Consider the following 20,639-nt stretch of genomic DNA (forward strand, 5'->3'; position numbering starts at 1 on the left):
GTGATAAAGGTCGGTCGCGAGGCCGGCCTGGACGTCGTGATCGACAACGTCGCGGTGTCCCGCCACCAGATGGAGATTCGCCTGCAGGACATGAAGTGGGTCGTCAGAGACCTCGACTCGGGCAACGGCACGTTCCTCAACGGGAAACGGTTGTGGGGCTCGGGCCCGCTCAAGTCCGGGGACGAGATCTCCTTCGGCAAGTTCTCGCTCTTCTTCGACCACGGGACACGCTGGTGCTCTGCACCGACGGGCCTCACGAGACAGGTGCGGCCGCACGAGATCCGCCGCCTGGCCGGGAGCCGCTCGCGACGGCGGGCCTACGAGCGGCTGGTGGCGCTGGCGAACGAGCGCGGGGGCCCCGACAACATCACGCTGCAGCTGATCCGCTTCGGGCCGCAGAGCCTCCTGCCCGCCGCCCTCTCGTCCCTTCGCGTCTGGTAGCCGGCTCTCCACAGATCCAGGTTTGGTATCCTCCCGACGCGAGGAGGGTGCCATGCCGACTGCGACGATCGACGGGCTCGAGGTCAACTACGTCACCCGCGGCTCCGGGCCGGCCCTGCTCATGCTGGCCCCGGGGGGCTTCGACGCCACGCTCGAGAAGTGGACGACGGCCGGGGTCTGGAAGGGCATGCGGCCCCTCGACACGCTGTCCGACTTCTTCCGCGTCGTCGCGTACGACCGGCGCGAGTCGGGAGCCTCGGGCGGGCGCGTCGAGAAGCTCACCTGGTCGCTCTTCGCCGAGCAGGCCAGGAAGCTCCTCGACCAGCTCGGCATCGCCAAGGCGTTCGTCCTCGGCGGCTGCATGGGCTGCTCCGTGGCGACGGCGTTCGCCGCGAGCTATCCGGACGCGACCCACGCCCTCATCCTCCACTGGCCCGTCGGCGGCTACCGCTGGAAGCTCGCCGGCAGCGACCGCTTCGCGCGCCATCTGCGCTTCGCTCGGGAGCACGGGCTCGCGGGAGTCGTCAAGCGGGCCCACGAGGGCAAGTCGTTCTGGCAGGACCCTGAAGCCGGCCCCTGGGCGTCCGCCCTCGTGCGGGACCAGCGCTTCGCGGAAGCGTTCCAGGCCCAGGACCTCGAGCGTTATCTCGGCCTCGTGGCGGCGAGCATGCGCGGGCTCTTCGACCGTGACATGCCGCCGGGCGCCGAGCCCGAGGAGCTGATGGCGATGAAGGTCCCTGCCCTCATCATCCCGGGCGACGACCCCGCCCACGCGACGTCCGGGGCCCACTACCTGCGCGAGCTGCTCCCGCGGCCGGAGTTCTGGCCCGTGATGCCACCGGAGCAGACGCCGGAGCGCGTGCGCGACCGGATCCTCGAATTCGGGCGCGCGCACAAGTAGCGCGCGTGGCGCGCGGGCTCCGGGCTACCGGGGCGCCGAGAGCTCGTTGATGCGCTGGACGAAGGCGGCGCGCTCGAGGGCGGCCGCGAGCTCCGGGGTCGTGAGGCGGGCACGCACGCCGTCGATGACGTCGCGGGCGGCGGCGTAGGCGGCGCGCGCCTCGGCGGACTTGCCCTGCGCGTCCCGCAGGCGGCCGAGCGCCGCGTGGGTGCGCCAGAGCTGGCCGGGGTTGCCGATCGCCTGAGCGATCGCCAGCGCCTCGCGTAGCGCCCGCTCCGCCTCGTCCCAGCGCCGCCGGCGCGTGGCGATCTCACCCCTGGCGCGTTGGCCCTTCACGACGTTCTTCCTCGCGCCGGTCCGCGTCGCGATCTCCAGGCACTGGTCCACCGAAGCCGTGGCCTTCGTGTAGTCACCGCGCGCGAGCCAGAGATCGGCGAGGCTCGCGAAGAGGTGCGTCGAGTAGCGCCACTTCATCCAGTCGCTGGTGGCCGGATCCTTCACGAGGCGGTGCACCTCGTCCAGGGTCTCCGCCGCGAGGGGCAGCTCGCCTTTGACGATGAGCATGTCGCCGAGGTTGATCTGCGGGTTCGCGAACGTCTCGGGATCCCCGCGCTTGCGCGCCCCGTCGGCCCCGCGCCGGCTGAACTCCGCCGCGCGGTCCAGATCGCCGAACTCGCTCCAGAGCCAGCCCAGCGTGTTGAGGATGCGGTGGTACATCACCTCGTCGCCGATCTTCTCGCAGAGGGCGAGTCCTTCCTCGCCGAACGCGAGGGCCTCGTCGTAGTCCCCCTTGCCGACGAGGGTCACGCTGTGCATGAAGAGGCCCCAGTAGTACGGGAGGAGCAGGTTGTGCTCCCGGGCGATCCGGAGCGCCTCGCGCCCGGTCTGCCTCGCGACCTCGTAGTCGCCGATCCAGTTGTGGAACAGGCCGACGTAGCCCAGCGTGAAGGCCTCGTGGAGCCGATCGCCCGCCTCGCGGCTGATCGTCAGCGCCTGCCCCAGCTCCCCCTGCGCTTCCTCGAGCCGCTCGGTGATGGCGTACACGAAGCCGGTGGTGAATCGGCTGGCCGCGATCACGTCCTGCGCCCCCACCTCGGTCGCGACCTCGATCGCCGCGCGCGAGTCAGCCAACGCGGGCTCGAAGTCGTGAGCCCACATCGACGCGAAGCCCATGCCGGCGAGCGCCGACGCTTCCTTCAGGCGATCGCCCGCGCGACGGGCCAGCGCGAGCAGGCGCTCGCCCTCGGCGCGCGCGCCGTGGAAATCGCTCAGCACGAAGTACAGATTCGCTTCGGCCTCGTGAATGGCCATGAGGGTCTCGATGCCGACCGCATCGCCGAGGTGCCCGGCCGTCTCCAGGGCCTGCTCGTAGAGGGCGATCGCCTCGCGGTTGGCGAACGTCTTGGCGCTCTTGTCGGCGGCCTTGAGCTGATACTCGAGCGCCCGCGCCCAGTCCTCGCCCTTCGAGAAATGATAGGCGGGCATCTCGTACTGCTCGGCGACCCGGTCGGCGTAGAGCTCCTCGATCGCCAGCGCGATCACCAGGTGCAGCTCCCGCCGCCGCTGGAGCAGGATAGAGTTGTACGCGACGTCGTGGGTGAGCGCGTGCTTGAACATGTAGGCGAGCTCGGGGAAGAGGCTTTTCTCGTAGATCAGCTCGATGGCCTTCAGCTCCCGCAGGAACGCCTCGGTGCTCCCGCGCAGGTCCGCGATCCGGTCGAGCAGGCGCTGGGTGAATTCGCGCCCGATCACCGAGGCGAGCTGCAGCGTCTTCTTCGGCGCATCGGCGAGCCGGTCGATGCGCGCCATGATCACGTCCTGGATCGTGTCGGGGATCACGACCTCGTCGAGCCGCCGGGTCAGCGCGTAGCGCGAGCCCTCGCGGCGGATGGCCCCCACCTCCTGCAGCGACTTCACGACCTCCTCGACGAAGAACGGGTTGCCTTCGGCTTTCTGGACGATCAGGCGCTGAAGCTCCACGGGGAGGCTCTCGGTCGCGAGCATGGCCTGGGCCATGCCGGCGCTGTCCTGATCGGACAGGGCACCGAGCGCGATGCGCGTGTGGTAGCTGCGGTCCCCGAAGGGATGGGCGTACCCGGGCCGATACGTGAGCAGGACGAGCAGCCGGCTCCTCGGGACGCTGTCCATGATGAACTGCAGGCTCTCCTCGCTCGCCTTGTCCATCCAGTGGACGTCCTCGTGGACGAGCACCTGGGGACGGACCTCGGAGGCGCGCAGCAGCAGGCGGCGCAGGGCGTCGAAGATCTCGCCCCGGCGCTGCTGCGGGTCCATCGTGAGGACGGACGCATCGCCGGGGTCCACCGAGAGCACGTAGCGCAGGTAGCCCACGAGCGGCCGCAGATCCTCGCCCAGCATCAGCACGCCGCGCTCGACCTTCTTGGCGATCGTGCCCTCGGTGTCCGTCTCCTCGACCCGGAACGTCCGCTTGAGCATGTCCACGATCGGGTGGAGCGCGATCGAACGGCCGAAGGACATGCAGCGGCCCTCGTTCCAGGTCGCCTCGTCGCCCAGACGCCGGCGGAACTCGTAGAGCAGCCGGGACTTGCCGATGCCGGCTTCGCCGACGATGAAGACGACCTGGCCGTGGCCGTCCTTGGCCTGCTCGAAGCACTCGAAGAGCTGACGCAGCTCGCGCTCGCGCCCGACATAGGGCGTGAGCCCGCGCTCGGCCTCGACGTCCAGGCGGGTCCGCGGCTGGCGCGCGGCGATGATCTCCCACGCGCGGACGGCCTCGGTCTTGCCCTTGAGCTGGAGCTCGCCGAGCGCGCGCGTGTGGAAGTAGCCCTCCACCAGCCGGTGCATGGCCTCGGAGACGAGGACGCGGCCGCCGCCGGCGGCCTGCTGCAGGCGCGCGGCGATGTTGGTGGTGTCGCCGACCGCCGTGTAATCCATGCGGAGGTCGGTGCCGATGGAGCCGACGACGACGAGCCCGGTGTTGAGGCCCTGGCGGACCTGGAACGTGAGCCCGTGCTTGCGCTGGAGCTCCTCCTGGTAGCGGTCGAGCGCCTTGCGGATGCCGAGTGCCGCGTGCGCCGCGCGCTGGGCGTGGTCCTCGTGGGCGATCGGGGCGCCGAAGAGCGCCATGATGCCGTCGCCGAGGAACTGGTTGACGGTCCCCTCGTAGCGGTGAACCTCCTCGAGCATCAGCTCGAACGCGCGCGTCATCATCCGGTGGACGTCCTCGGGATCGAGGCCCTCGGCGAGCGAGGTGAAGCCCGAGACGTCCACGAACAACACGGTGACCTGCTTGCGCTCGCCCTCGAGGGCGCTGCGCGAGGTCAGGATCTTCTCGGCGAGATGCTTCGGCGTGTAGGCGCCCGGCGCGCCGAACTGCGCCGGGGGCGCGGCGGGGGCCGGGCCGCCCGGCGGCGCCGCGGTCGCCTGGGCGGCGGCCAGGTCGGCGCCGCACGCGTCACAGAAGCGGCTGTTCGGCTCGACACGCGCGTGGCACTTGGGGCAGACGGCGTCGAAGCGCGCGCCGCAGCTCCGGCAGAACTGGGCGCCCGGGCGATTCTGGGTCTGGCACCGGGGGCATTGCATTCCGCGCCCTCCATGGCCGCGTCGACGGGCGGCCGATCCGCGCGGGTCGACCGTGCGGCGACTCTACCACACGTGCGCGCGCCGCCTCCTGTCCCTCGGAGGCTCACGGGAAGCGCCTTGAGCCCTAGAGGAAGTCCGCGGCGTTCACGCCGCGCGCGGTGAGGAGCGCGCGGAGCTTCCGGAGCCCGCCGGCCTCGATCTGGCGCACACGCTCGCGCGTGAGACCGAGCCGCCGCCCGATCGCGTCCAGCGTCTCGGGCTCGTCCCCCTCGAGGCCGAAGCGCCGCCGGAGCACCGTCCGCTCGTTCGCGGCGAGGTCGTCGAGCGCCGAGACGAGATCGGCACGGGAGCGGACGAGCTCGCCGAGCGCGTCGCTCGGGCCGGGCGCGGGGTCGGCCACGAGGTCGCCGATCCGCCTCTTGCCCTCGCCCGCCGGCGAGTCGAGCGGCACGAGCGGCTGGCGGATCTCCTCGAGCTCGTGGATCTGCTCGAGGCTCATCCCGAGCGCCTCGGCCACCTCGGCCGGCGTGGGCTGGCGCCCGAGCGCCTGCGCGAGCCGCTTCTGCTCGCGCGCGTAGCGACCGAGCAGCAGCCCGACGTGCACGGGCAGGCGGATCGTCCGCGCCTGGTTGGCGAGGGCGCGCCCGATCGCCTGGCGGATCCACCACGCCGCGTAGGTCGAGAAGCGCGTGCCGCGCTCGGGCTCGAACTTCTCGACGGCGCGCAGGAGGCCGAGGTTGCCCTCCTCGATGAGGTCGGGCAGCGGCAGCCCTCGGTTCAGGTAGCGCCGGGCGATCTGGACGACGAGGCGCAGGTTGGTCTCGGCGAGGCGCGCCTTCGCCTGCGCGTCGCCCGCGCGGATCCGGCGCCCGAGCTCCCGTTCCTCCTCCCGCGTGAGGAGCGGGATGCGCGCGATCTCCGTCAGGTAGACGCGCAGGTTCGCGCGGCTGGTCTCGCGCGTCTCCTCGCGCACGTGCTGGTCGGTCTCGTCCGCCAGCGTGTCGAGCGGCGCGTCCGGGATGGTCTCATCCGCGTCGTCAGTCATCGTCGGGCCCGGTGTCCTGCAGGTCCTCGACCCGCGCGACCAGCGGCGGGAGCGGCAGGAGGTAGAGCGGGTTGTAGGCGCGCCCGTCGCGCCGGATCTCGAAGTGCACGTGGTGGGCCGTGGCGCGGCCGCTCTTGCCGATCGTCGCGATCAGCTGGCCGGCGCGGACGCGGTCGCCGACCTCGACGAGATTCTCAGTGTTGTGGGCGTAGATCGTGACGAACCCGTGCTCGTGCTCGAGCTTGACGACGCGGCCGTAGCGCGGCTCGACCCCGCTCGCGATGACCACGCCGGCCGCCGCGGCCTGCACGGGCGCGCCACGCTCGCCCTTGATGTCGATCCCCCGGTGCCAGCCGCCCCGGCGCCGGCCGAACGTGGAGGTCACAGGGCCGTCGGCGGGCCAGACGAAGCCGAGCGGCGCGTCGTAGAAGTCCGGGACGGCGAGGACGAGGTTGTCGGGCGCGCGCGGGACGGGCGGCGCGGGTCGCGCGACGCCGAGGGCGACCGGTCCCTTCGGCTGTGGGCGCGCGGCCTGGCGGGCGCCGGTCGCCGCCGGAATGACCAGACGCTGGCCGGGCGTGAGGACGACGGCGGGCCCCGCGAGCTGGTTCGCCGCCACGATCCCGGCGACCCTGACGCCGTAGCGCTTGGCCAGGGCGCCCAGCGTGTCGCCGGGCTTCACCTCGTGAATGCGCGCCCCGGGAGCCCCGGGCACCGTGTCGGCCGCAGCACCGGCGGGCGCGAGCGACGGCGCCGCGAGAACGGCGACGCCGAGCGCCGCCGCGGCGCACCGCGCCCTCACGGCTCGAACTCCGCATAGCGGATCCCGAAATCGGCGAAGCGGTCGCTCGGCGGGAGCCAGCGGACGCTGACGTTCTCGACGCTCGAGAGCGGCGGGCCCTTCTCGAGCGCACGGACGAGCTCCTCGATGAAAGCCCGGGGACCCTCGGCGTGAGCGCGCACGCGCCCGTCCCTGAGGTTCATCACGTAGCCCGCGAGGCCGAGCGTCTGGGCGCGGCGCTGAACGAAGTAGCGGTAGCCCACGCCCTGCACGCGCCCCTCTACGATGATATCCGCCGCGGATCTCCCGCTCACGAGGCTTCGGCCCGGGTTGTCGGCGACCGCCCACCGGCCGGCGACGCCGGCCGGCGGGCGATCAGACGAGTGGTCGGGGCGAGAGGATTTGAACCTCCGACTTCACGGTCCCGAACCGTGCGCGCTACCAGGCTGCGCTACGCCCCGAATGACGCCCTATTGTACACAAGCCCGTCACGCGTCCCAGGCGTACTTTCCCACGAGCTTCACGAACTTGCACTCGCCGGCCTCGCGCGTCTTCATCGCGCCGCGGACCTTCTCGACCACGGTGAGCCGCTGGTTCTCCGCGTCGCCGATCGGGACCACCATGCGGCCGCCCTCGACGAGCTGCTGGAAGAGCGGGGGCGGGACCGACGGGCCACCGGCGGTGACGAGGATGCGGTCGAAGGGCGCCTCGTCGGGCCAGCCGAGCGTCCCGCCGCCGACGCGCACCCAGACGTTCGTCACGCCGAGCTGCTCGAGGAGCGCCCGCGCGCGCTCGGCGAGGCGCGGCAGCCGCTCGATCGAGCAGACGCGCCCGGCGAGCTCGGCCAGCACGGCCGTCTGATAACCCGAGCCCGTGCCGATCTCGAGGACCTTCTCGGGCCCGGCGAGCTCGAGGAGCTCGGACATGAGAGCGACGATGTAGGGTTGGGAGATCGTCTGCTCCTCGCCGATGGGGAGCGGGTGGTCGCCGTAGGCGCGCCCGCGCAACGCCTCCTCGACGAAGAGGTGGCGCGGGACCCTCCGCATCGCCGCGAGCACGCGCGCGTCGGTGATCCCGCGCCGCGCGAGCTGCTCCTCCACCATCTGCGCGCGGGGCGCCTCGAACGGCTCGTACGCCCGCTCCACTACCCCCTCCGCTCGCGCGTCCGCGCGGCGGGCCGGTACCGGGCGTCGAGCGCGGCCGCGAGGTCGGCGAGCTGGTCGAGCGCCCGGTGGTTCGTGAGGTCGAGGTGGAGCGGCGTGATCGACACGTGCCGGTCGTGGATCGCGCCCATGTCGGTGCCGGCGAGCTCGCCCCACTCGGGCTCGCCGCCGCCGATCCAGTAGTGCGCGCGGCCCCGCGGGTCCGTCTGCTCGACGACCTTCCCGCTGTAGACGCGCTGGCCGAGCCGCGTCAGCCGGATGCCCCGCGGCGCCCCGGCGGGCACGTTCACGTTGAGCAGCGTCTTGGGCGGCAGCCCGGTGACGAGCACGCGTGTCGCGAGCATGCGGGCGATCGCCGCCGCCCCGTCGAAGTCGCCGCCGTCCACCAGCGACACGGCGAGCGAGGGCACGCCGAGGAGCGTCCCCTCCATCGCCGCCGACACGGTGCCGGAGTACGTGACGTCGTCGCCGAGGTTCGAGCCGTGGTTGACGCCGGCGACGACGAGCACGGGGCGCTCGGCGAGGAAGCCGAGGACGCCGAGGTTGACGCAGTCGGAGGGCGTGCCGTTGACCGCGAAGCGCCGCTCCCCGAGGCGGTCCACCCGGAGCGGCCGGTGGAGCGTCAGCGCGTGCCCGCAGGCGCTCTGCTCGCGCTCGGGCGCCAGCACGTACACGTCCCCGAGCTCGTCGAGCGCCCGCGCGAGCGCCGCGAGCCCGGGCGCGTGCACACCGTCGTCGTTGGTGACGAGCAGAACCGCCATCGGAGAGAAAAATGGTCGGGGCGACTGGATTTGAACCAGCGACCCCTAGACCCCCAGTCTAGTGCGCTACCGGGCTGCGCCACGCCCCGACCTCAGGCGTGGATTGTCGCAGAATCGTCCGCGCCCTTCAAGGAACCGCCCCCGGCTCAGGGGGCGAGGCGCGCGCGGAGCGCGCTGAGCCGCTCGCGGATGCGCCGAAGCGCGTCGGCGTACGCGGTTTCCTTCATGCCGAGGTCGAGCTGCTCCGTCGAGCGGCGGGACTCGGCGAGCAGGCGCTTCTTGGCGCCCTCGAGCGTGAGCCGCTCCTCGTAGAGGAGCGTCTTGATACGCTTGACGAGGTCCAGGTCCCGCGGGCGATAGAGGCGCTGGCCCGCCTCGTTCTTCTTGGGGCGCAGCAGCTTGAACTCGGACTCCCAGTAGCGGAGCACGTAGGCCGGGACGCCGGTGACCGCCTCGACCTCGCCGATGCGATAGTAGAGCTTCTCGGCGACGTCCGTCGTCGTCAGGCCGTCTGCGTGTTGATCCGTTGCTTGAGCCCCTTGCTCGGCTTGAACGTGAGCACCTTGCGCGCGGTGATCTCGATCGACTCGCCGGTCTGGGGATTCCGGCCGCGTCGCGAGGCTTTCTTCCGGATGCGGAAGTGGCCGAAGCCGACGATCTTGACGTCCTCGCCCTGCTCGAAGCAGCGGAAGATGATGTCGAAGACCGACTCGACCACCGACGCCGACTGGCGCTTCGACAGTCCGTGGGCCGCCACGGCATTGACCAGGTCGTTCTTGGTCACGACGAAGCCTCACCTCCTCGCGACGTCACGCCCCGCCCCGCGCGATGAACGAGTCCTTGTAGCCCTTCCCGCGGAGCGCCTGGAGGGCCTCGGCGGCCTCCGCGCGGTCGGCGAACGGTCCCACCATCACGCGATGGAGCCCGTCGCCGCTCGCCGCGGGCGCGGGGGCGGCGGGCGGCGGCGGCGCCGGTGACGCGCCCGCGGCGCGGCGCACCTGCACCTTCAGCCCGTCCACGGCCAGGTCCTTCGAGAGCGCGACGGCCTCTCGCAGCGGCAGGCTCGGCTTCACGACGACACCGTTCGCCGCGGTCTCGGTGGCGAGCCCCTTCGCCGCGAGCTTCGCGTTGATCTCGGCAACCGCGCCGCCGCTGACGAACACGTCGTACTTGTCGGCGCCGCTCGCGGCCGGTGCGGGGGCCGCCGGCTTCTCGTCACGCGCGCCGGTCATGGATTCGCTGACGCGGAACTTGTCGCCGCGCAGCTTGGCGACGAGCTTTCGGGCGTGCTCGGGATCCTTGAACGCGCCGACCTGGACGAAGTACGCGCCGCCCGCGGCGGCCGGCGCCTTCGCGACGGCCTTCGCGGGCTTGCGGGCCACCGCTTTCTTCGGGGCCGGGGCCGGCGCCGCCGCCTTCGGCTTCTCCTCGAGCGTCGGCTCGGGCGGCTTCGCCGCGATCGCCGGCATGGCGGGCGCGGGCTCCCTCTTTGCGGCGGGCGGCGGCTGCGGCGCGGGCGCGGGAGGAGCGACGGGTGGCGAAGGGGGCCTGACCGTCGGCATCCCGGGCTTGAGATCGGTCGTCCGGGGCGGCGGCGGGTTCATCCACTCCAGCACGTACGGGACTGCGACAGCCGCGACCACACCGATCACGATCACGACCAGCACCACGCGGAACCACAGCGCGGAGAACACGGAGCGCGGCGGATCGACGTCGTAGTGTTCGGCTTCGCGCTCCTCGTCGTCCCGCTCGTCAGGACTCATCGCGCGTCATCTTAGCATAGACGTTGGCTTTTCCATGCTTTCCGCGCGCGTCTTTCCGAACGCGAGCCATGAGAAGAGGGCCTCGGCGTCGGCCCGGGTGTCGTTGCTGTCGATCATCAGGGCCACCTGTCCCACCCGGGGCGGCTTCCGCCCGAAGAGCGCCACGTAGTCCTCGGCGACGTTCCTCGCCTGCAGCTGCCACGTGTCGAGCCGCGCCGGGCCCGACTCGACGACGATGATCCGGACGTTCGGCGCCTTCGGGCTCGTGAGCTGGGTGCCGACGGGAGCGCGGCTGTCCCAGACGTAGCCGATCACCTCGCTGTTGACGAGCGGCGCGGGCCAGCGCGGGAACACCACGTAGACCTGCGCCGCCTGGTCGTCGGTGGCGGCCGCGCGCACGTCACCCGCAGGCGGGAGCTTCACCACCTTCCAGCGCCATGAGAGGATCGGGTATTCCCCCAGGTCCGCGATCACGTCGCGATAGAGGGCGAACGACGCCTGGGCGCTCCGGAGCCGCACCGCCACGCTCCCCTCGTCGCGCACGAGCTCGACGGCCGCGCGCCCCGCGAACTCCTTGAGCTCCCAGCCGGCGGGCACGCCCTCGGCGGGGAGCCGGGACGGGACCCGGTTCGCGATCGGAATCGGGATGCGCCCGTCGGGCTCCGGGAGCGGCACGCGACGGCTCGGGTTCACCGCGGCGATCGGGGAGATCGCGGGCGCGTCGGGGGCACGTCCGAAGCGCGTCGTCGAGGGCAGCCTGAGCCCCGAGCGCTCCGCCCCCGGCGGGCTCCCGGCGCCGAAGTAGAACGCGCGATGGCGCGGGTTCGCGAGGAGCACCGCCGTCGCGCCCAGGAGCAGGAGCCCGAGCAGCGTGAGCCGCGCCGCGGGGCTCGCAGACAGCCGGCGGCGCCTCACCGCGCCGCCCTCCGCGCGCCCGGCCGTGAACGCCGGCCGGCGGCCCGGCGCAGCGACAGGCGGATCGGCGTGCCGCCGAGGCCGAACGCGTGGCGCAGCGACTTCACGAGGTAGCGCTCATAGGAGAAGTGGATCCCGTCCGGCCGGTTCAGGCGCAGCGCGAACGTCGGCGGCTCCGCGCTCACCTGCGACGCCGACTGGAGCGTGAGCGGGGCCCCACCGACGGAGATCGGCCGCCGTTCGATCGCCGCGCGCAGGGCCGCGGTCACCTCGTCCGCGGCGATCCGCCGCCGGAACTCACGCGCCGCCTCGTCGATCGCGGCGAACAGCTCGTGGAGGCCCTCGCGGCGCGTGGCGGAGGTGAAGCACACCGGCGCCCAGTCGAGGAACGGCAGGCGGTCGCGGATCTGGTCGACGACCTCCGCCTTCCTCACGAGGCCCCTGGGCACCAGGTCCCACTTGTTCACGACGACGACGGTGGCCCGGCCGGCCTCGTTGGCGTAGCCCGCGATGTGGGCGTCCTGGGCCGCCGCGCCCTCCGAGGCGTCGAGGACCACGACGGCGACCTGGCAGCGCTCGAGGCTTCGCAGCGCCATCACGACCGCGAGCTTCTCGAGCGGCTCGTGGACGCGCCCCTTGCGCCGGATACCGGCCGTGTCCACGAGGACGTAGGTGCGGCCCTCGTAGACGAGCGTGATGTCCACGGCGTCACGCGTCGTCCCCGGCGCCTCGTGCACGAGCACCCGCTCGTGGCCGACCAGGGCGTTCACGAGCGACGACTTGCCGACGTTCGGCCGGCCGATGATGGCGACGCTGATCGGCGCGGCCGCGCGCTCGGCGCGCCCGCCCGCCGCCGGTGCCCGCTCGCGCAGCGCCTCGAGGAGCTCCGCGACCCCGCGGCCGTGCTCCGCGGACACCGGCAGCGGCGGGCCGAAGCCGAGTCGGTGGAGCTCGCCGAGGGCGCTCTCGAGCCCCGGGCCCTCCACCTTGTTCGCGGCGAGGAGCACCGGGCGCCCGCAGCGCCGCAGCACGCCGGCGATCTCGACGTCGAGCGCTGTCGCGCCCTCTCGCGCGTCGACCACGAACAGGACGACGTCCGCTTCCTCCACGGCGACGAGCACGTGCCGACGCACGCCCTCGACCAGCGGCTCCTCCGAGGAAGGGTCGAAGCCCCCGGTGTCGATCACCGTCGCCTGCCAGCGCTCGAAGCTCGCCTGCCCGTAGAGCCGGTCGCGCGTCACGCCGGGCACGTCGCGCACGATCGCCCGACGCCGCCCGACGAGCCGGTTAAAGAGCGTGGACTTGCCGACGTTCGGCCGGCCGACGATCGCAATGACGGGGAGCTCGCCGCGCGGGCCCATCGCGGCGCCGTCAGGCGTCGCGCAGCGCCGCGAGGAGCGCCCGCGCCGACGGCTCGACGACGCGGACCGGGACGCCGAGGTCGCGCGCGAGGTCGCCGGGCGTCGCGTCGTCCAGGAAGACGCCGTCCACGTCGCGCAGGGCGACCGCCGGCACCAGCACCGCGCGGCCGAGGTCGCCGAGCGCCGAGAGGTGGCGCTGGATGTCGCGGCCCGCGAGGAGCCCGGCCACACCGATCGCGCGCCCGAAGAGCTCGTTCGGCACGGCCGCCACGCTGACGCCCGGCCCGGCGAGCCCGCCGCGCGCGAGCAGCGCCCCGAGGCGGGGCGCGAACATCTCGCCCGTGACGAGCGTGACCGGCGGCGCGGAGGCTCGGCGACGACGGCGGCCGAGCGCGGCGTCCCACTCGTCCTCGAAGCGCCGCACGAGGCCGACGCCGTCCTCGACGATCGGAAAGCCCTCGTAGGCGGGGGCGGCCGGGAGCTCCCGGGCCGCCAGGAGATAGATCTCGTCGGCGAGAAAGACGAAGCGGCTCCCGAGCTCGCCCCCGAAGCGCGCCTGCCAGCCGCCGACCGTGTCCACGAGCCGCCGCGCCTCGTCCGGGCGGAGACCGCGGAGCGCCGGCAGCCGCTCGCGGTGGCGCGTGAGCCCGACGGGCACGACCGCGGTCGTCGCCACCATGGGATGGAGCGGCGCCAGCTCGAAGACGGTACGCTCGAGGTGCGGGCCGTCGTTCCAGTCGGGGCACAGCACGATCTGGGCGTGCATGCGGATGCCCGCCTTCGCGAGGCGCTCCATGCGCGGCAGGATCTCGGCCGACAGGCGCGGGCCGCCGAGGAGCCGGTGACGGAGCTCCGGATCCGTCGCGTGGACGGAGACGTAGAGCGGCGACAGGCGCTGCTCGACGATGCGCGCCAGGTCCGCCTCGCCGAGGTCGGTCAGCGTGATGTAGTTGCCGTGGAGGAACGAGAGCCGGAAGTCGTCGTCCTTCACGTAGAGGCTCCGCCGCATCCCTTTCGGCAGCTGGTGGATGAAGCAAAAGACGCACTTGTTCGCGCACGTCGCGATCTCGGACGGCGCGGGCGGGACGAGCTCGAGGCCGAGGTCGGGCCCGCGGCGCCGGAGGGCGAGACGCAGCGCGCCGCCGTCGCGCTCGACCTCGAGGGCCAGGCGCTCGTCGCCCGCGTGGAACTGGAAGTCGATCGCGTCGCGGAGCCGCCGGCCGTTGATCGCCACGATGCGGTCGCCAGGGAGGAGTCCAGAGGCCGCCGCGGCAGTGCCGGCCCTCACGGCGGCGATCACCACGCCCCCGGCGCCGCCCTCAGTGGAGAAACGCGTCTTCACGGGACGCCTCCCGCTCCTCGTCGGGCGCGGCGTTGAGGAACCGCATGCCCTGGACGACGTACTGGAGGCCCGAGGCGACCGTGAAGACGGCGGCGAGCCAGAGCACGACGCGCAGCGCCGCGCCGGGGTCGACGTAGGGGGCTAGGAGCCCCGTCAGGACCGTGAGGATCTGGAGGAACGTCGCGGCCTTCCCGGCCCGCGTCGGCCGCGGGTCGAGGCGACCGCCCAGCATGTAGATGAGCGCGGTGCCGAGCGCCAGGATGACGTCGCGGCTGATCACGACCGCGGCGATCCAGAAGGGCAGCGCCTTGAGGTAGGTCAGCGTCACGAACGACGCGGTCAGGAGGAGCTTGTCGGCCATCGGGTCGAGGAAGGCCCCGAGCCGGCTCTGGCTCCCCCGCCGGCGCGCGATGTAGCCGTCGAGGAGGTCGGTGAACGCGGCCGTCGCGAAGACGACGAGCGCGGCGCCCGGCTTCCTGTAGACGAGCAGCGACACGAACACCGGGACCATCACGATGCGAAGGAGCGTCAGCCAGTTCGCCAGGCCCATGGGTGAGCGCTCAGTCTACCACCCGCGCCGCCGGCGGACCGCCCACGCGGTAGGCCCCGAGCGCGCCGAGGACCTGGCGCGGCAGCTCCACCTCGAGCCGCACCGCGTCCGGCTCGTCCATGCGCGCGAGGACGCGTCCCCGCGCGTAGCAGAGCGCGAGCGCCGCGCCGTCCCCGTGCGGGATCCGGAGCGTCGCGGCGCCGCCCGGCGGCAGCGCGCGCTCCACGCTCACGAGGAGCGGGGCGATCCCCACGCCGGTGGCGGCCGAGATCGCGACGCCGCCGAGCCGCTCGACGAGCGGCTCCACCGGCGCGTCGAGCCGGTCCACCTTGTTCAGGGCCAGGACCGTCGGCCGGTTGGCGACCGCGAGCTCCTCGAGGAGCTCGCGCACCGCCCGCAGGTGCTCGTCGAGCGAGGGATGGCTCGCGTCCACGACGTGCAGGAGCACGTCGGCGTCCGCCAGCTCCTCGAGCGTCGCGCGGAACGCCGCGACGAGCTCGTGGGGCAGCTTCCGGATGAACCCGACCGTGTCGGTCAAGATGAACGGCTGGCGCCCGGCGGGCTCGACGAGGCGCGCGGCCGGGTCGAGGGTGACGAAGAGGCGGTCGGCGGTCGTGAGCCGGGCGCCCGCGAGCCGGTTCAGCAGCGTCGTCTTGCCCGCGTTCGTGTAGCCGACGAGGGCGACGACGGGCAGCCCGGACCGCCGCCGGCCCTCGCGCTGCAGGCGCCGGTGGACCTGGACGCGCTCGAGCTCGCGCCTGATGTGCATCACGCGGCGCCGGATCACGCGCCGGTCCGACTCCAGCTGGGTCTCGCCCGGTCCCCGCGTGCCGATGCCGCCGCCGAGCCGCTCGAGGTGGGTCCACTGCCCGACGAGGCGCGGCAGCAGATAGGTCAGCTGCGCGAGCTCGACCTGGAGCTTGCCCTCGCTCGAGCGCGCCCGCTGGGCGAAGATGTCGAGGATCAGCGCCGTCCGGTCGATGACCTTGAGGCCGAGCGCCTCGGCGATGTTCCGCTCCTGGATCGGCGAGAGCGGGTCGTCCGAGACGACGAGGTTCGCCGACCCCGCCCGCGCCGCGCGCCCGATCTCCTCGACCTTCCCCTTGCCGAAGTAGAGCGCCGGGGTCGGCGACGCCCGCTCCTGGACGATGCGCTCCACGACGCTTCCGCCGGCGGCCTCGACGAGGCCGGCGAGCTCCTCGAGCGACTCCTCGATCTCCCACCGCCCCTGTGACGGGCGCTTCACCGCCGCGATCACCGCCCGCTCCCGCGTCGGCCTGCCGCTCGCCCCGTTGCGCCTCACGCGACGGCACCCTCCTCCCTCATCCTTCGCTCGATACCGCGGGCCACGCCCTCGATGCCGCCCGCGGCGCCCACGTCGAGCCACTCGATGCCGGGCTCGCGCTGGAACCACGTCCACTGTCGTTTCGCGTAGCGGACCGTGTCGCGCTGCATGAGCCTCTGCGCCTCGTCCGCCGACAGGGTCCCCCGCGCCACCCGGACGAACTCGCGGTAGCCGATCGACGAGAGCGAGGCCAGCGCGGGATCGTAGCCCCGCGCGAGCAGCGCCCGCACCTCGTCGAGGAGCCCCGCCGCGACGAACGCGGCCGCCCGCGCGGCCAGGCGCCGCGCGAGGGTCTCGCGCTCGGCCGTCAGGCCCAGGTAGACGACGTCGTACGGGCCCGCGTCGCTCCAGAAGCGCGCGGGCTCGGCCGCCAGGCTCCCGCCCGCGCGGACGATCTCGAGCGCGCGCACCACGCGGACCTCGTCGTGCGGGTGGAGCCGTCGCGCGGCGTCCGGCGCGGCGACCGCGAGCCGACGATGGAGCGCCACGCGCCCTTCCCGCCGCGCGAGCACGGCGAGCTCGCGGCGAAACGCGGGATCGGCCGGCGGCGCGGGATCGAGCCCGCGGATGAGCGCGCGGATGTAGAGACCCGTCCCGCCCACGACGACGGGGAGCCGCCCGCGCGCGTGGATCGCGGGGACCAGGGGCGCCGCGTCGGCCCTGAAGCGCGCCGCCTGGTAGCGGTCGTCCGGGTCCGCCACGTCGATCAGGTGGTGCACGACCGCACGCCGCTCCTCGCGCGTGGGCTTGCCCGTCGCGGCGTCCATGCCGCGGTAGACCTGGCGCGAGTCGGCGCTGATCACCTCGATCGGTAGCCGGCGCGCCAGCGCGACCGCCACCGCCGTCTTGCCGACGCCCGTGGGCCCGGCGATCACGACCAGTCGAGGCTTGTCGCTCATGACTCCAGTCTACGTCTCCGAGCCAGTACTACCAGTTCCGTTTGAGCTCGCGGCGGATGTCGGCGAGCGACACCCGGCTCACGATCGGCCGCCCGTGCGGGCAGAAGTAGGGCGTCTCGGTCGCCCCGAGCTCCGCGACGAGCCGCTCCATCTCCTCGCGCTCGAGCGGCATGTTCGCCTTCACCGCCGCGCGGCAGGCCACGAACGCGAGGGCGCGGTCTAGCGCGGGCTCCCCCGCCTTCGGCCCGCCGAGCTCGTCCGCGGCGGCCTGGATGAGCCGCTTGGGCTCGTCACCCTTCAGCAGCGCGGGCACGGCGCTGACGACCACCGCGTCGCCGCCGAAGCCCTCGAAGGCGAAGCCCAGGCGCTCGAGCGGCTCGCGCCAGCGCTCGAGGAGGGCGCGCGCGGCGGGGCCGAGGTCCACGGACTCCTGGAAGAGGAGAGCCTGCGACGGGGGCGCCCCGCGCGCGAGCTCGCGGCGGAGGCGCTCGAAGATGACGCGCTCGTGGGCCACGTGCTGGTCGAGGAAGAAGACCTCCTCGCCGGAGGCGGAGACGACGAAGGTGTCCTGCACCTGGCCGAGCACCCGGCCGAAGAGGGCGGGCGCCTCGGGGGCCGCCTCGCCGAAGAGCGCCGGCTGCTCGGCGACGGCCAGCGGCCCGCCGACCGGCTCGCGCACGCCGCCCGGGCCGGGGCCGAGGTCGGGGACGACGTCCGGCCGGCGGAGCGCCCGCTGCGCCGCCGTGGCGACCATCTCGTACGCGAGCCGCGGGTGGCGGAAGCGCACCCACGCCTTCGTCGGGTGGACGTTGGCGTCCACATCGGCCTCCGGCAGCCCGAGCGACAGTACGGCGAGCGGGAAGCGGTCGCGCGGCAGGAGCGGGCGGTACGCGTCGAGCGTCGCCTGCAGGAGCCCGGGGTCGCGCACCGGCCGGCCGTTGACGACCAGGACGATGTCGTCGCGGCCGCCGCGCGTGAGATCGGGCGGGCTCGCGAGCCCGCTCACGCGCACGTCGTGCGCGGCGTGGTCCACCGGCAGGAGACGGGCCGCGACGTCCCAGCCCCACACCGCGCCCGCGCGCTCGCGGAGGTCCTTCGCCGCCGGCGCCGTCAGCACCGCCTTGCCGTTGTTGGTGACGCGGAACTGGACCGCCGGGTGGGCGAGCGCCAGCTGCGTGAGCGCGCGGAGGCTCGCGGCGAGCTCGGCCGCCGCCGACTTCAGGAACTTGAGCCGCGCGGGCGTGTTGAAGAAGAGGTCGCTCACCTCCACGACCGTCCCCTCACCGGTCGGGAGCCCGAGCGTCTGGGTGACCTTCCCGCCCTCCCCGGCCAGGCGGCGGCCCTCGGCCGAGCCGCGAGCACGGCTCGTCACGCCGAAGCGCGAGACCGCGCAGATCGCCGCGAGCGCCTCGCCGCGGAAGCCGAGCGTCGCGATCGTCTCGAGGTCGGCCGCGGTCGCGAGCTTGGAGGTCGCGTGGCGCTCGAGCGCCAGGGGCAGCTCCTCGGCGGCGATGCCGACACCGTCGTCGGCCACGCGGATCAGCGCGGCGCCGCCGTCGCGGAGGTCCACGGCGATGGCCCGCGCCTCGGCGTCGAGCGCGTTCTCCACCAGCTCCTTCACCGCCGACGCCGGGCGCTCGACCACCTCGCCCGCGGCGATCTTGTTGACCAGCTCGTCCGGCAACCGGTGAATGCGCGTCACGGAGCCCCGGGTACCTCTGGCAGGCCACCCACGGTACGAGCCGGTCGCGCGGACCCCGCTCCAACAGTCCGCTGCTGCCACTTGTGCAGGAGGTTGAGCGCCTCGAGCGGCGTCGTGTGCGCGAGGTCGAGCGCGGCGAGCTCGTCCGCCATGGGATCGGGCGCCGGCGGCGCGAAGAGCCCGAGCTGCGCCGCGTCCCGCACGTCGGCCTGCTGCTGCCCCGCCTCCTCCAGCTCGACCAGGAGCGCCTTCGCGCGCGCGATCACCGCCGCCGGCAGCCCGGCCAGGCGCGCGACCTGGATCCCGTAGCTCCGGTCGGTGCCCCCCGGCTGGACCTTGTGGAGGAAGACGATCTCGTCGTTCCACTCGCGCACCGCCACGTGGAAGTTCCTCACGCCGGCGAGCCGCCCGGCCAGGCGCGTGAGCTCGTGGAAGTGGGTCGCGAAGAGCACCTTCGCGCCCCGCCCATGGTCGTGGAGCGCCTCGATGACCGCCCACGCGATCGCGAGGCCGTCGAACGTGGAGGTGCCGCGCCCGACCTCGTCGAGGAGGACGAGGCTCCGCGGCGTCACGTTGTGGAGGATCGTCGCGGTCTCCACCATCTCGACGAGGAAGGTGCTCTGGCCGCGCGCGAGGTTATCCTGGGCGCCGACGCGTGTGAACACGCGGTCGAGGACGCCCAGGCGCGCCTCGCGCGCGGGCACCCAGGCGCCGAGCTGCGCGAGGATCGCGATGTGGGCCGTCTGCCGGAGGTAGACGGACTTCCCCGCCATGTTCGGTCCGGTGAGGATCACCACGCGCGCCTCGCGGTCGAGGGCGAGGTCGTTCGGCGTCACCGGCGTCCCCGCCCGCGCGTCGAGCACGGGGTGGCGGCCGTCGACGATCACGAGCGCGTCGCTCCGGTCCACGACGGGGCGCGCGTGGCCCCGCGCGTGGGCCACCTCGGCGAGCGCCGCCAGGACGTCGAGCCGCGCGAGGGCGCGCGCCGTTGCGAGCAGCTCGGGCGCCCGCGCGGCGACGCGCCGCCGCACGTCGTCGAAGAGCTCGTACTCGAGCCGGCGCCGGCGCTCGTCGGCGCCGAGCACCTTCGCCTCGTACTCCTTCAACTCCGCGGTCACGTAGCGCTCGGCGCCCGCGAGGGTCTGGCGGCGCACGTACTCGGCGGGCACCCGCGCCGCGTGGGCGTGGGTGACCTCGATGCCGTAGCCGAAGACGCGGTTGAAGCGGACGCGGAGGCTCGGGATGCCGGTGCGCGCACGCTCCCGGCCCTCGAGGCCCGCGATCCACGCGCGGGCTTCGCGCGCGTCCCTGACGAAACCCTCCAGGCCTTCGTGCCAGCTCTCGCGGATGATCCCGCCGTCGTGGAGGGTCACCGGCGGCTCGTCCTCGAGGGCGGCCTCGAGCGTCCCGCGGAGCGCGTCGAGGTCGGCGAGCTCGGCGCGGGCCGTGGCCAGCAGGGGCGCGTCGAGCGGGGCCGCGGCGGCGCGGATCTCGGCGAGCGGGCGGAGGCACGCGCGCAGGCCGACGAGGTCGCGTGCGTGCGCCTGGCCGAGCGTCGCCCGGCTCGTCAGGCGCTCGAGGTCGCCGACGCGCGCGAGGAGCGCCTGCAGCCGCGCGCGCTCGGCCGGGTGCGCGACGAGGGCCGCGACCGCGTCCTGGCGCGCGGCGATCATGTCCACGTCGAGGAGCGGCCGCAGGAGCCACTGTCGGAGGAGCCGCGCCCCCATCGGCGTCGCCGTCGCGTCGAGGACGCCGAAGAGCGAGTGCCGGACGTCGCCGTCGCTCGACTCCAGGAGCTCGAGCGTCTCGATGCTGGTCGCGTCGAGCGCCATCGCGTCGGCGGCCGCGAGCCGCGTGAGCCGCGTCAGGTGGCCGAGAGCCTCGCCCTGGGTGAGCCGCAGATAGGCGAGCGCCGCGGCCGCGGCCTGGAGGCCCGCGCCGAGGTCGCCGACCCCGAAGCGGTCGAGCGAGTCCACTCCGAAGTGGGCGCTGAGGTCGGCGGCGGCCCGCCGCGGGCTCGTGCCCGCGGCGTCGTAGAAGGTCAGCGTGGCGCCCGTCTCGGCGAGCCGGGCCACCAGCGCCTCCTCGCCCCGCGCCGCCTCGGGCAGG

Annotated in this window: 19 protein-coding genes and 2 tRNA genes; 2 read left to right on the forward strand and 19 right to left on the reverse strand. The window is 73.6% G+C overall.

Features of this window, described 5'->3' with window-relative positions:
* The coding region (locus VKG64_12925; GenBank protein HKB25945.1) for an FHA domain-containing protein at positions 1-441 on the forward strand (441 nt) is incomplete at its 5' end.
* A 52-nt stretch (positions 442-493) separates the two neighbouring features.
* A complete protein-coding gene (locus tag VKG64_12930; protein ID HKB25946.1) occupies positions 494-1,342 on the forward strand; it encodes an alpha/beta hydrolase in 849 nt (282 codons plus the stop codon).
* Positions 1,343-1,366: 24 nt separating this feature from the next.
* Here the strand turns inward: VKG64_12930 and VKG64_12935 are convergent, their stop codons facing one another.
* The 19 genes from VKG64_12935 to mutS all read right to left on the reverse strand — a co-directional run.
* Positions 1,367-4,903 (reverse strand): adenylate/guanylate cyclase domain-containing protein, encoded by a 3,537-nt coding sequence (locus VKG64_12935; GenBank protein HKB25947.1) that lies wholly within the window; start codon positions 4,901-4,903, stop codon positions 1,367-1,369.
* Between the two features lie 124 nt (positions 4,904-5,027).
* Positions 5,028-5,948 (reverse strand): sigma-70 family RNA polymerase sigma factor, encoded by a 921-nt coding sequence (locus VKG64_12940; GenBank protein ID HKB25948.1) that lies wholly within the window; start codon positions 5,946-5,948, stop codon positions 5,028-5,030.
* Positions 5,941-6,750 carry a LysM peptidoglycan-binding domain-containing M23 family metallopeptidase gene (locus tag VKG64_12945; GenBank protein HKB25949.1) on the reverse strand — a complete coding sequence of 270 codons (810 nt, stop codon included), beginning with the start codon at positions 6,748-6,750 and terminating at the stop codon, positions 5,941-5,943. The genes VKG64_12940 and VKG64_12945 overlap by 8 nt, the downstream gene beginning before the upstream one ends.
* Positions 6,747-7,043, reverse strand: coding sequence for an acylphosphatase (locus VKG64_12950; GenBank protein ID HKB25950.1), 297 nt, complete (start codon positions 7,041-7,043; stop codon positions 6,747-6,749). The genes VKG64_12945 and VKG64_12950 overlap by 4 nt, the downstream gene beginning before the upstream one ends.
* A 70-nt stretch (positions 7,044-7,113) precedes the next feature.
* Positions 7,114-7,190 (reverse strand) — tRNA-Pro (locus VKG64_12955).
* Positions 7,191-7,217: 27 nt separating this feature from the next.
* Complete coding sequence (locus VKG64_12960; GenBank protein ID HKB25951.1) at positions 7,218-7,832, reverse strand: protein-L-isoaspartate(D-aspartate) O-methyltransferase; 615 nt, start codon at positions 7,830-7,832, stop codon at positions 7,218-7,220.
* 41 nt (positions 7,833-7,873) lie between these two features.
* The gene (surE, locus tag VKG64_12965) at positions 7,874-8,653 is read right to left on the reverse strand and encodes a 5'/3'-nucleotidase SurE (GenBank protein HKB25952.1); all 780 of its coding nucleotides are present in this window, start codon (positions 8,651-8,653) and stop codon (positions 7,874-7,876) included.
* Positions 8,654-8,665: 12 nt separating this feature from the next.
* Positions 8,666-8,742: transfer RNA gene (locus VKG64_12970), tRNA-Pro, on the reverse strand.
* A 57-nt stretch (positions 8,743-8,799) separates the two neighbouring features.
* A complete protein-coding gene (locus VKG64_12975; GenBank protein ID HKB25953.1) occupies positions 8,800-9,159 on the reverse strand; it encodes a MerR family transcriptional regulator in 360 nt (119 codons plus the stop codon).
* Positions 9,156-9,437 carry an integration host factor subunit alpha gene (locus tag VKG64_12980; protein HKB25954.1) on the reverse strand — a complete coding sequence of 94 codons (282 nt, stop codon included), beginning with the start codon at positions 9,435-9,437 and terminating at the stop codon, positions 9,156-9,158. Before VKG64_12980 ends, VKG64_12975 begins: the two co-directional genes overlap by 4 nt.
* Before the next feature lie 25 nt (positions 9,438-9,462).
* Positions 9,463-10,416 carry an SPOR domain-containing protein gene (locus VKG64_12985; protein HKB25955.1) on the reverse strand — a complete coding sequence of 318 codons (954 nt, stop codon included), beginning with the start codon at positions 10,414-10,416 and terminating at the stop codon, positions 9,463-9,465.
* A gap of 6 nt (positions 10,417-10,422) precedes the next feature.
* Positions 10,423-11,331 (reverse strand): DUF3047 domain-containing protein, encoded by a 909-nt coding sequence (locus VKG64_12990; GenBank protein ID HKB25956.1) that lies wholly within the window; start codon positions 11,329-11,331, stop codon positions 10,423-10,425.
* Positions 11,328-12,692: a ribosome biogenesis GTPase Der gene (gene der, locus VKG64_12995; GenBank protein HKB25957.1), complete on the reverse strand. Its 1,365-nt coding sequence runs from the start codon at positions 12,690-12,692 to the stop codon at positions 11,328-11,330. The genes VKG64_12990 and der overlap by 4 nt, the downstream gene beginning before the upstream one ends.
* A 10-nt stretch (positions 12,693-12,702) precedes the next feature.
* Complete coding sequence (locus VKG64_13000; GenBank protein ID HKB25958.1) at positions 12,703-14,034, reverse strand: DUF512 domain-containing protein; 1,332 nt, start codon at positions 14,032-14,034, stop codon at positions 12,703-12,705.
* Positions 14,012-14,584, reverse strand: coding sequence for a CDP-diacylglycerol--glycerol-3-phosphate 3-phosphatidyltransferase (gene pgsA, locus VKG64_13005; GenBank protein ID HKB25959.1), 573 nt, complete (start codon positions 14,582-14,584; stop codon positions 14,012-14,014). Before pgsA ends, VKG64_13000 begins: the two co-directional genes overlap by 23 nt.
* A gap of 10 nt (positions 14,585-14,594) precedes the next feature.
* Positions 14,595-15,887 (reverse strand): GTPase HflX, encoded by a 1,293-nt coding sequence (hflX, locus tag VKG64_13010; GenBank protein HKB25960.1) that lies wholly within the window; start codon positions 15,885-15,887, stop codon positions 14,595-14,597.
* Positions 15,884-16,828 carry a tRNA (adenosine(37)-N6)-dimethylallyltransferase MiaA gene (miaA, locus tag VKG64_13015; GenBank protein ID HKB25961.1) on the reverse strand — a complete coding sequence of 315 codons (945 nt, stop codon included), beginning with the start codon at positions 16,826-16,828 and terminating at the stop codon, positions 15,884-15,886. The genes hflX and miaA overlap by 4 nt, the downstream gene beginning before the upstream one ends.
* Before the next feature lie 28 nt (positions 16,829-16,856).
* Positions 16,857-18,530 carry a DNA mismatch repair endonuclease MutL gene (mutL, locus tag VKG64_13020; protein ID HKB25962.1) on the reverse strand — a complete coding sequence of 558 codons (1,674 nt, stop codon included), beginning with the start codon at positions 18,528-18,530 and terminating at the stop codon, positions 16,857-16,859.
* Positions 18,527-20,639: DNA mismatch repair protein MutS (mutS, locus tag VKG64_13025; protein HKB25963.1), on the reverse strand; the 2,113-nt coding region annotated here is incomplete at its 5' end. The genes mutL and mutS, both read right to left, overlap by 4 nt.

The organism is Candidatus Methylomirabilota bacterium, assembly GCA_035260325.1.
In the GTDB taxonomy this organism is placed as follows: Bacteria; Methylomirabilota; Methylomirabilia; order Rokubacteriales; family CSP1-6; genus AR19.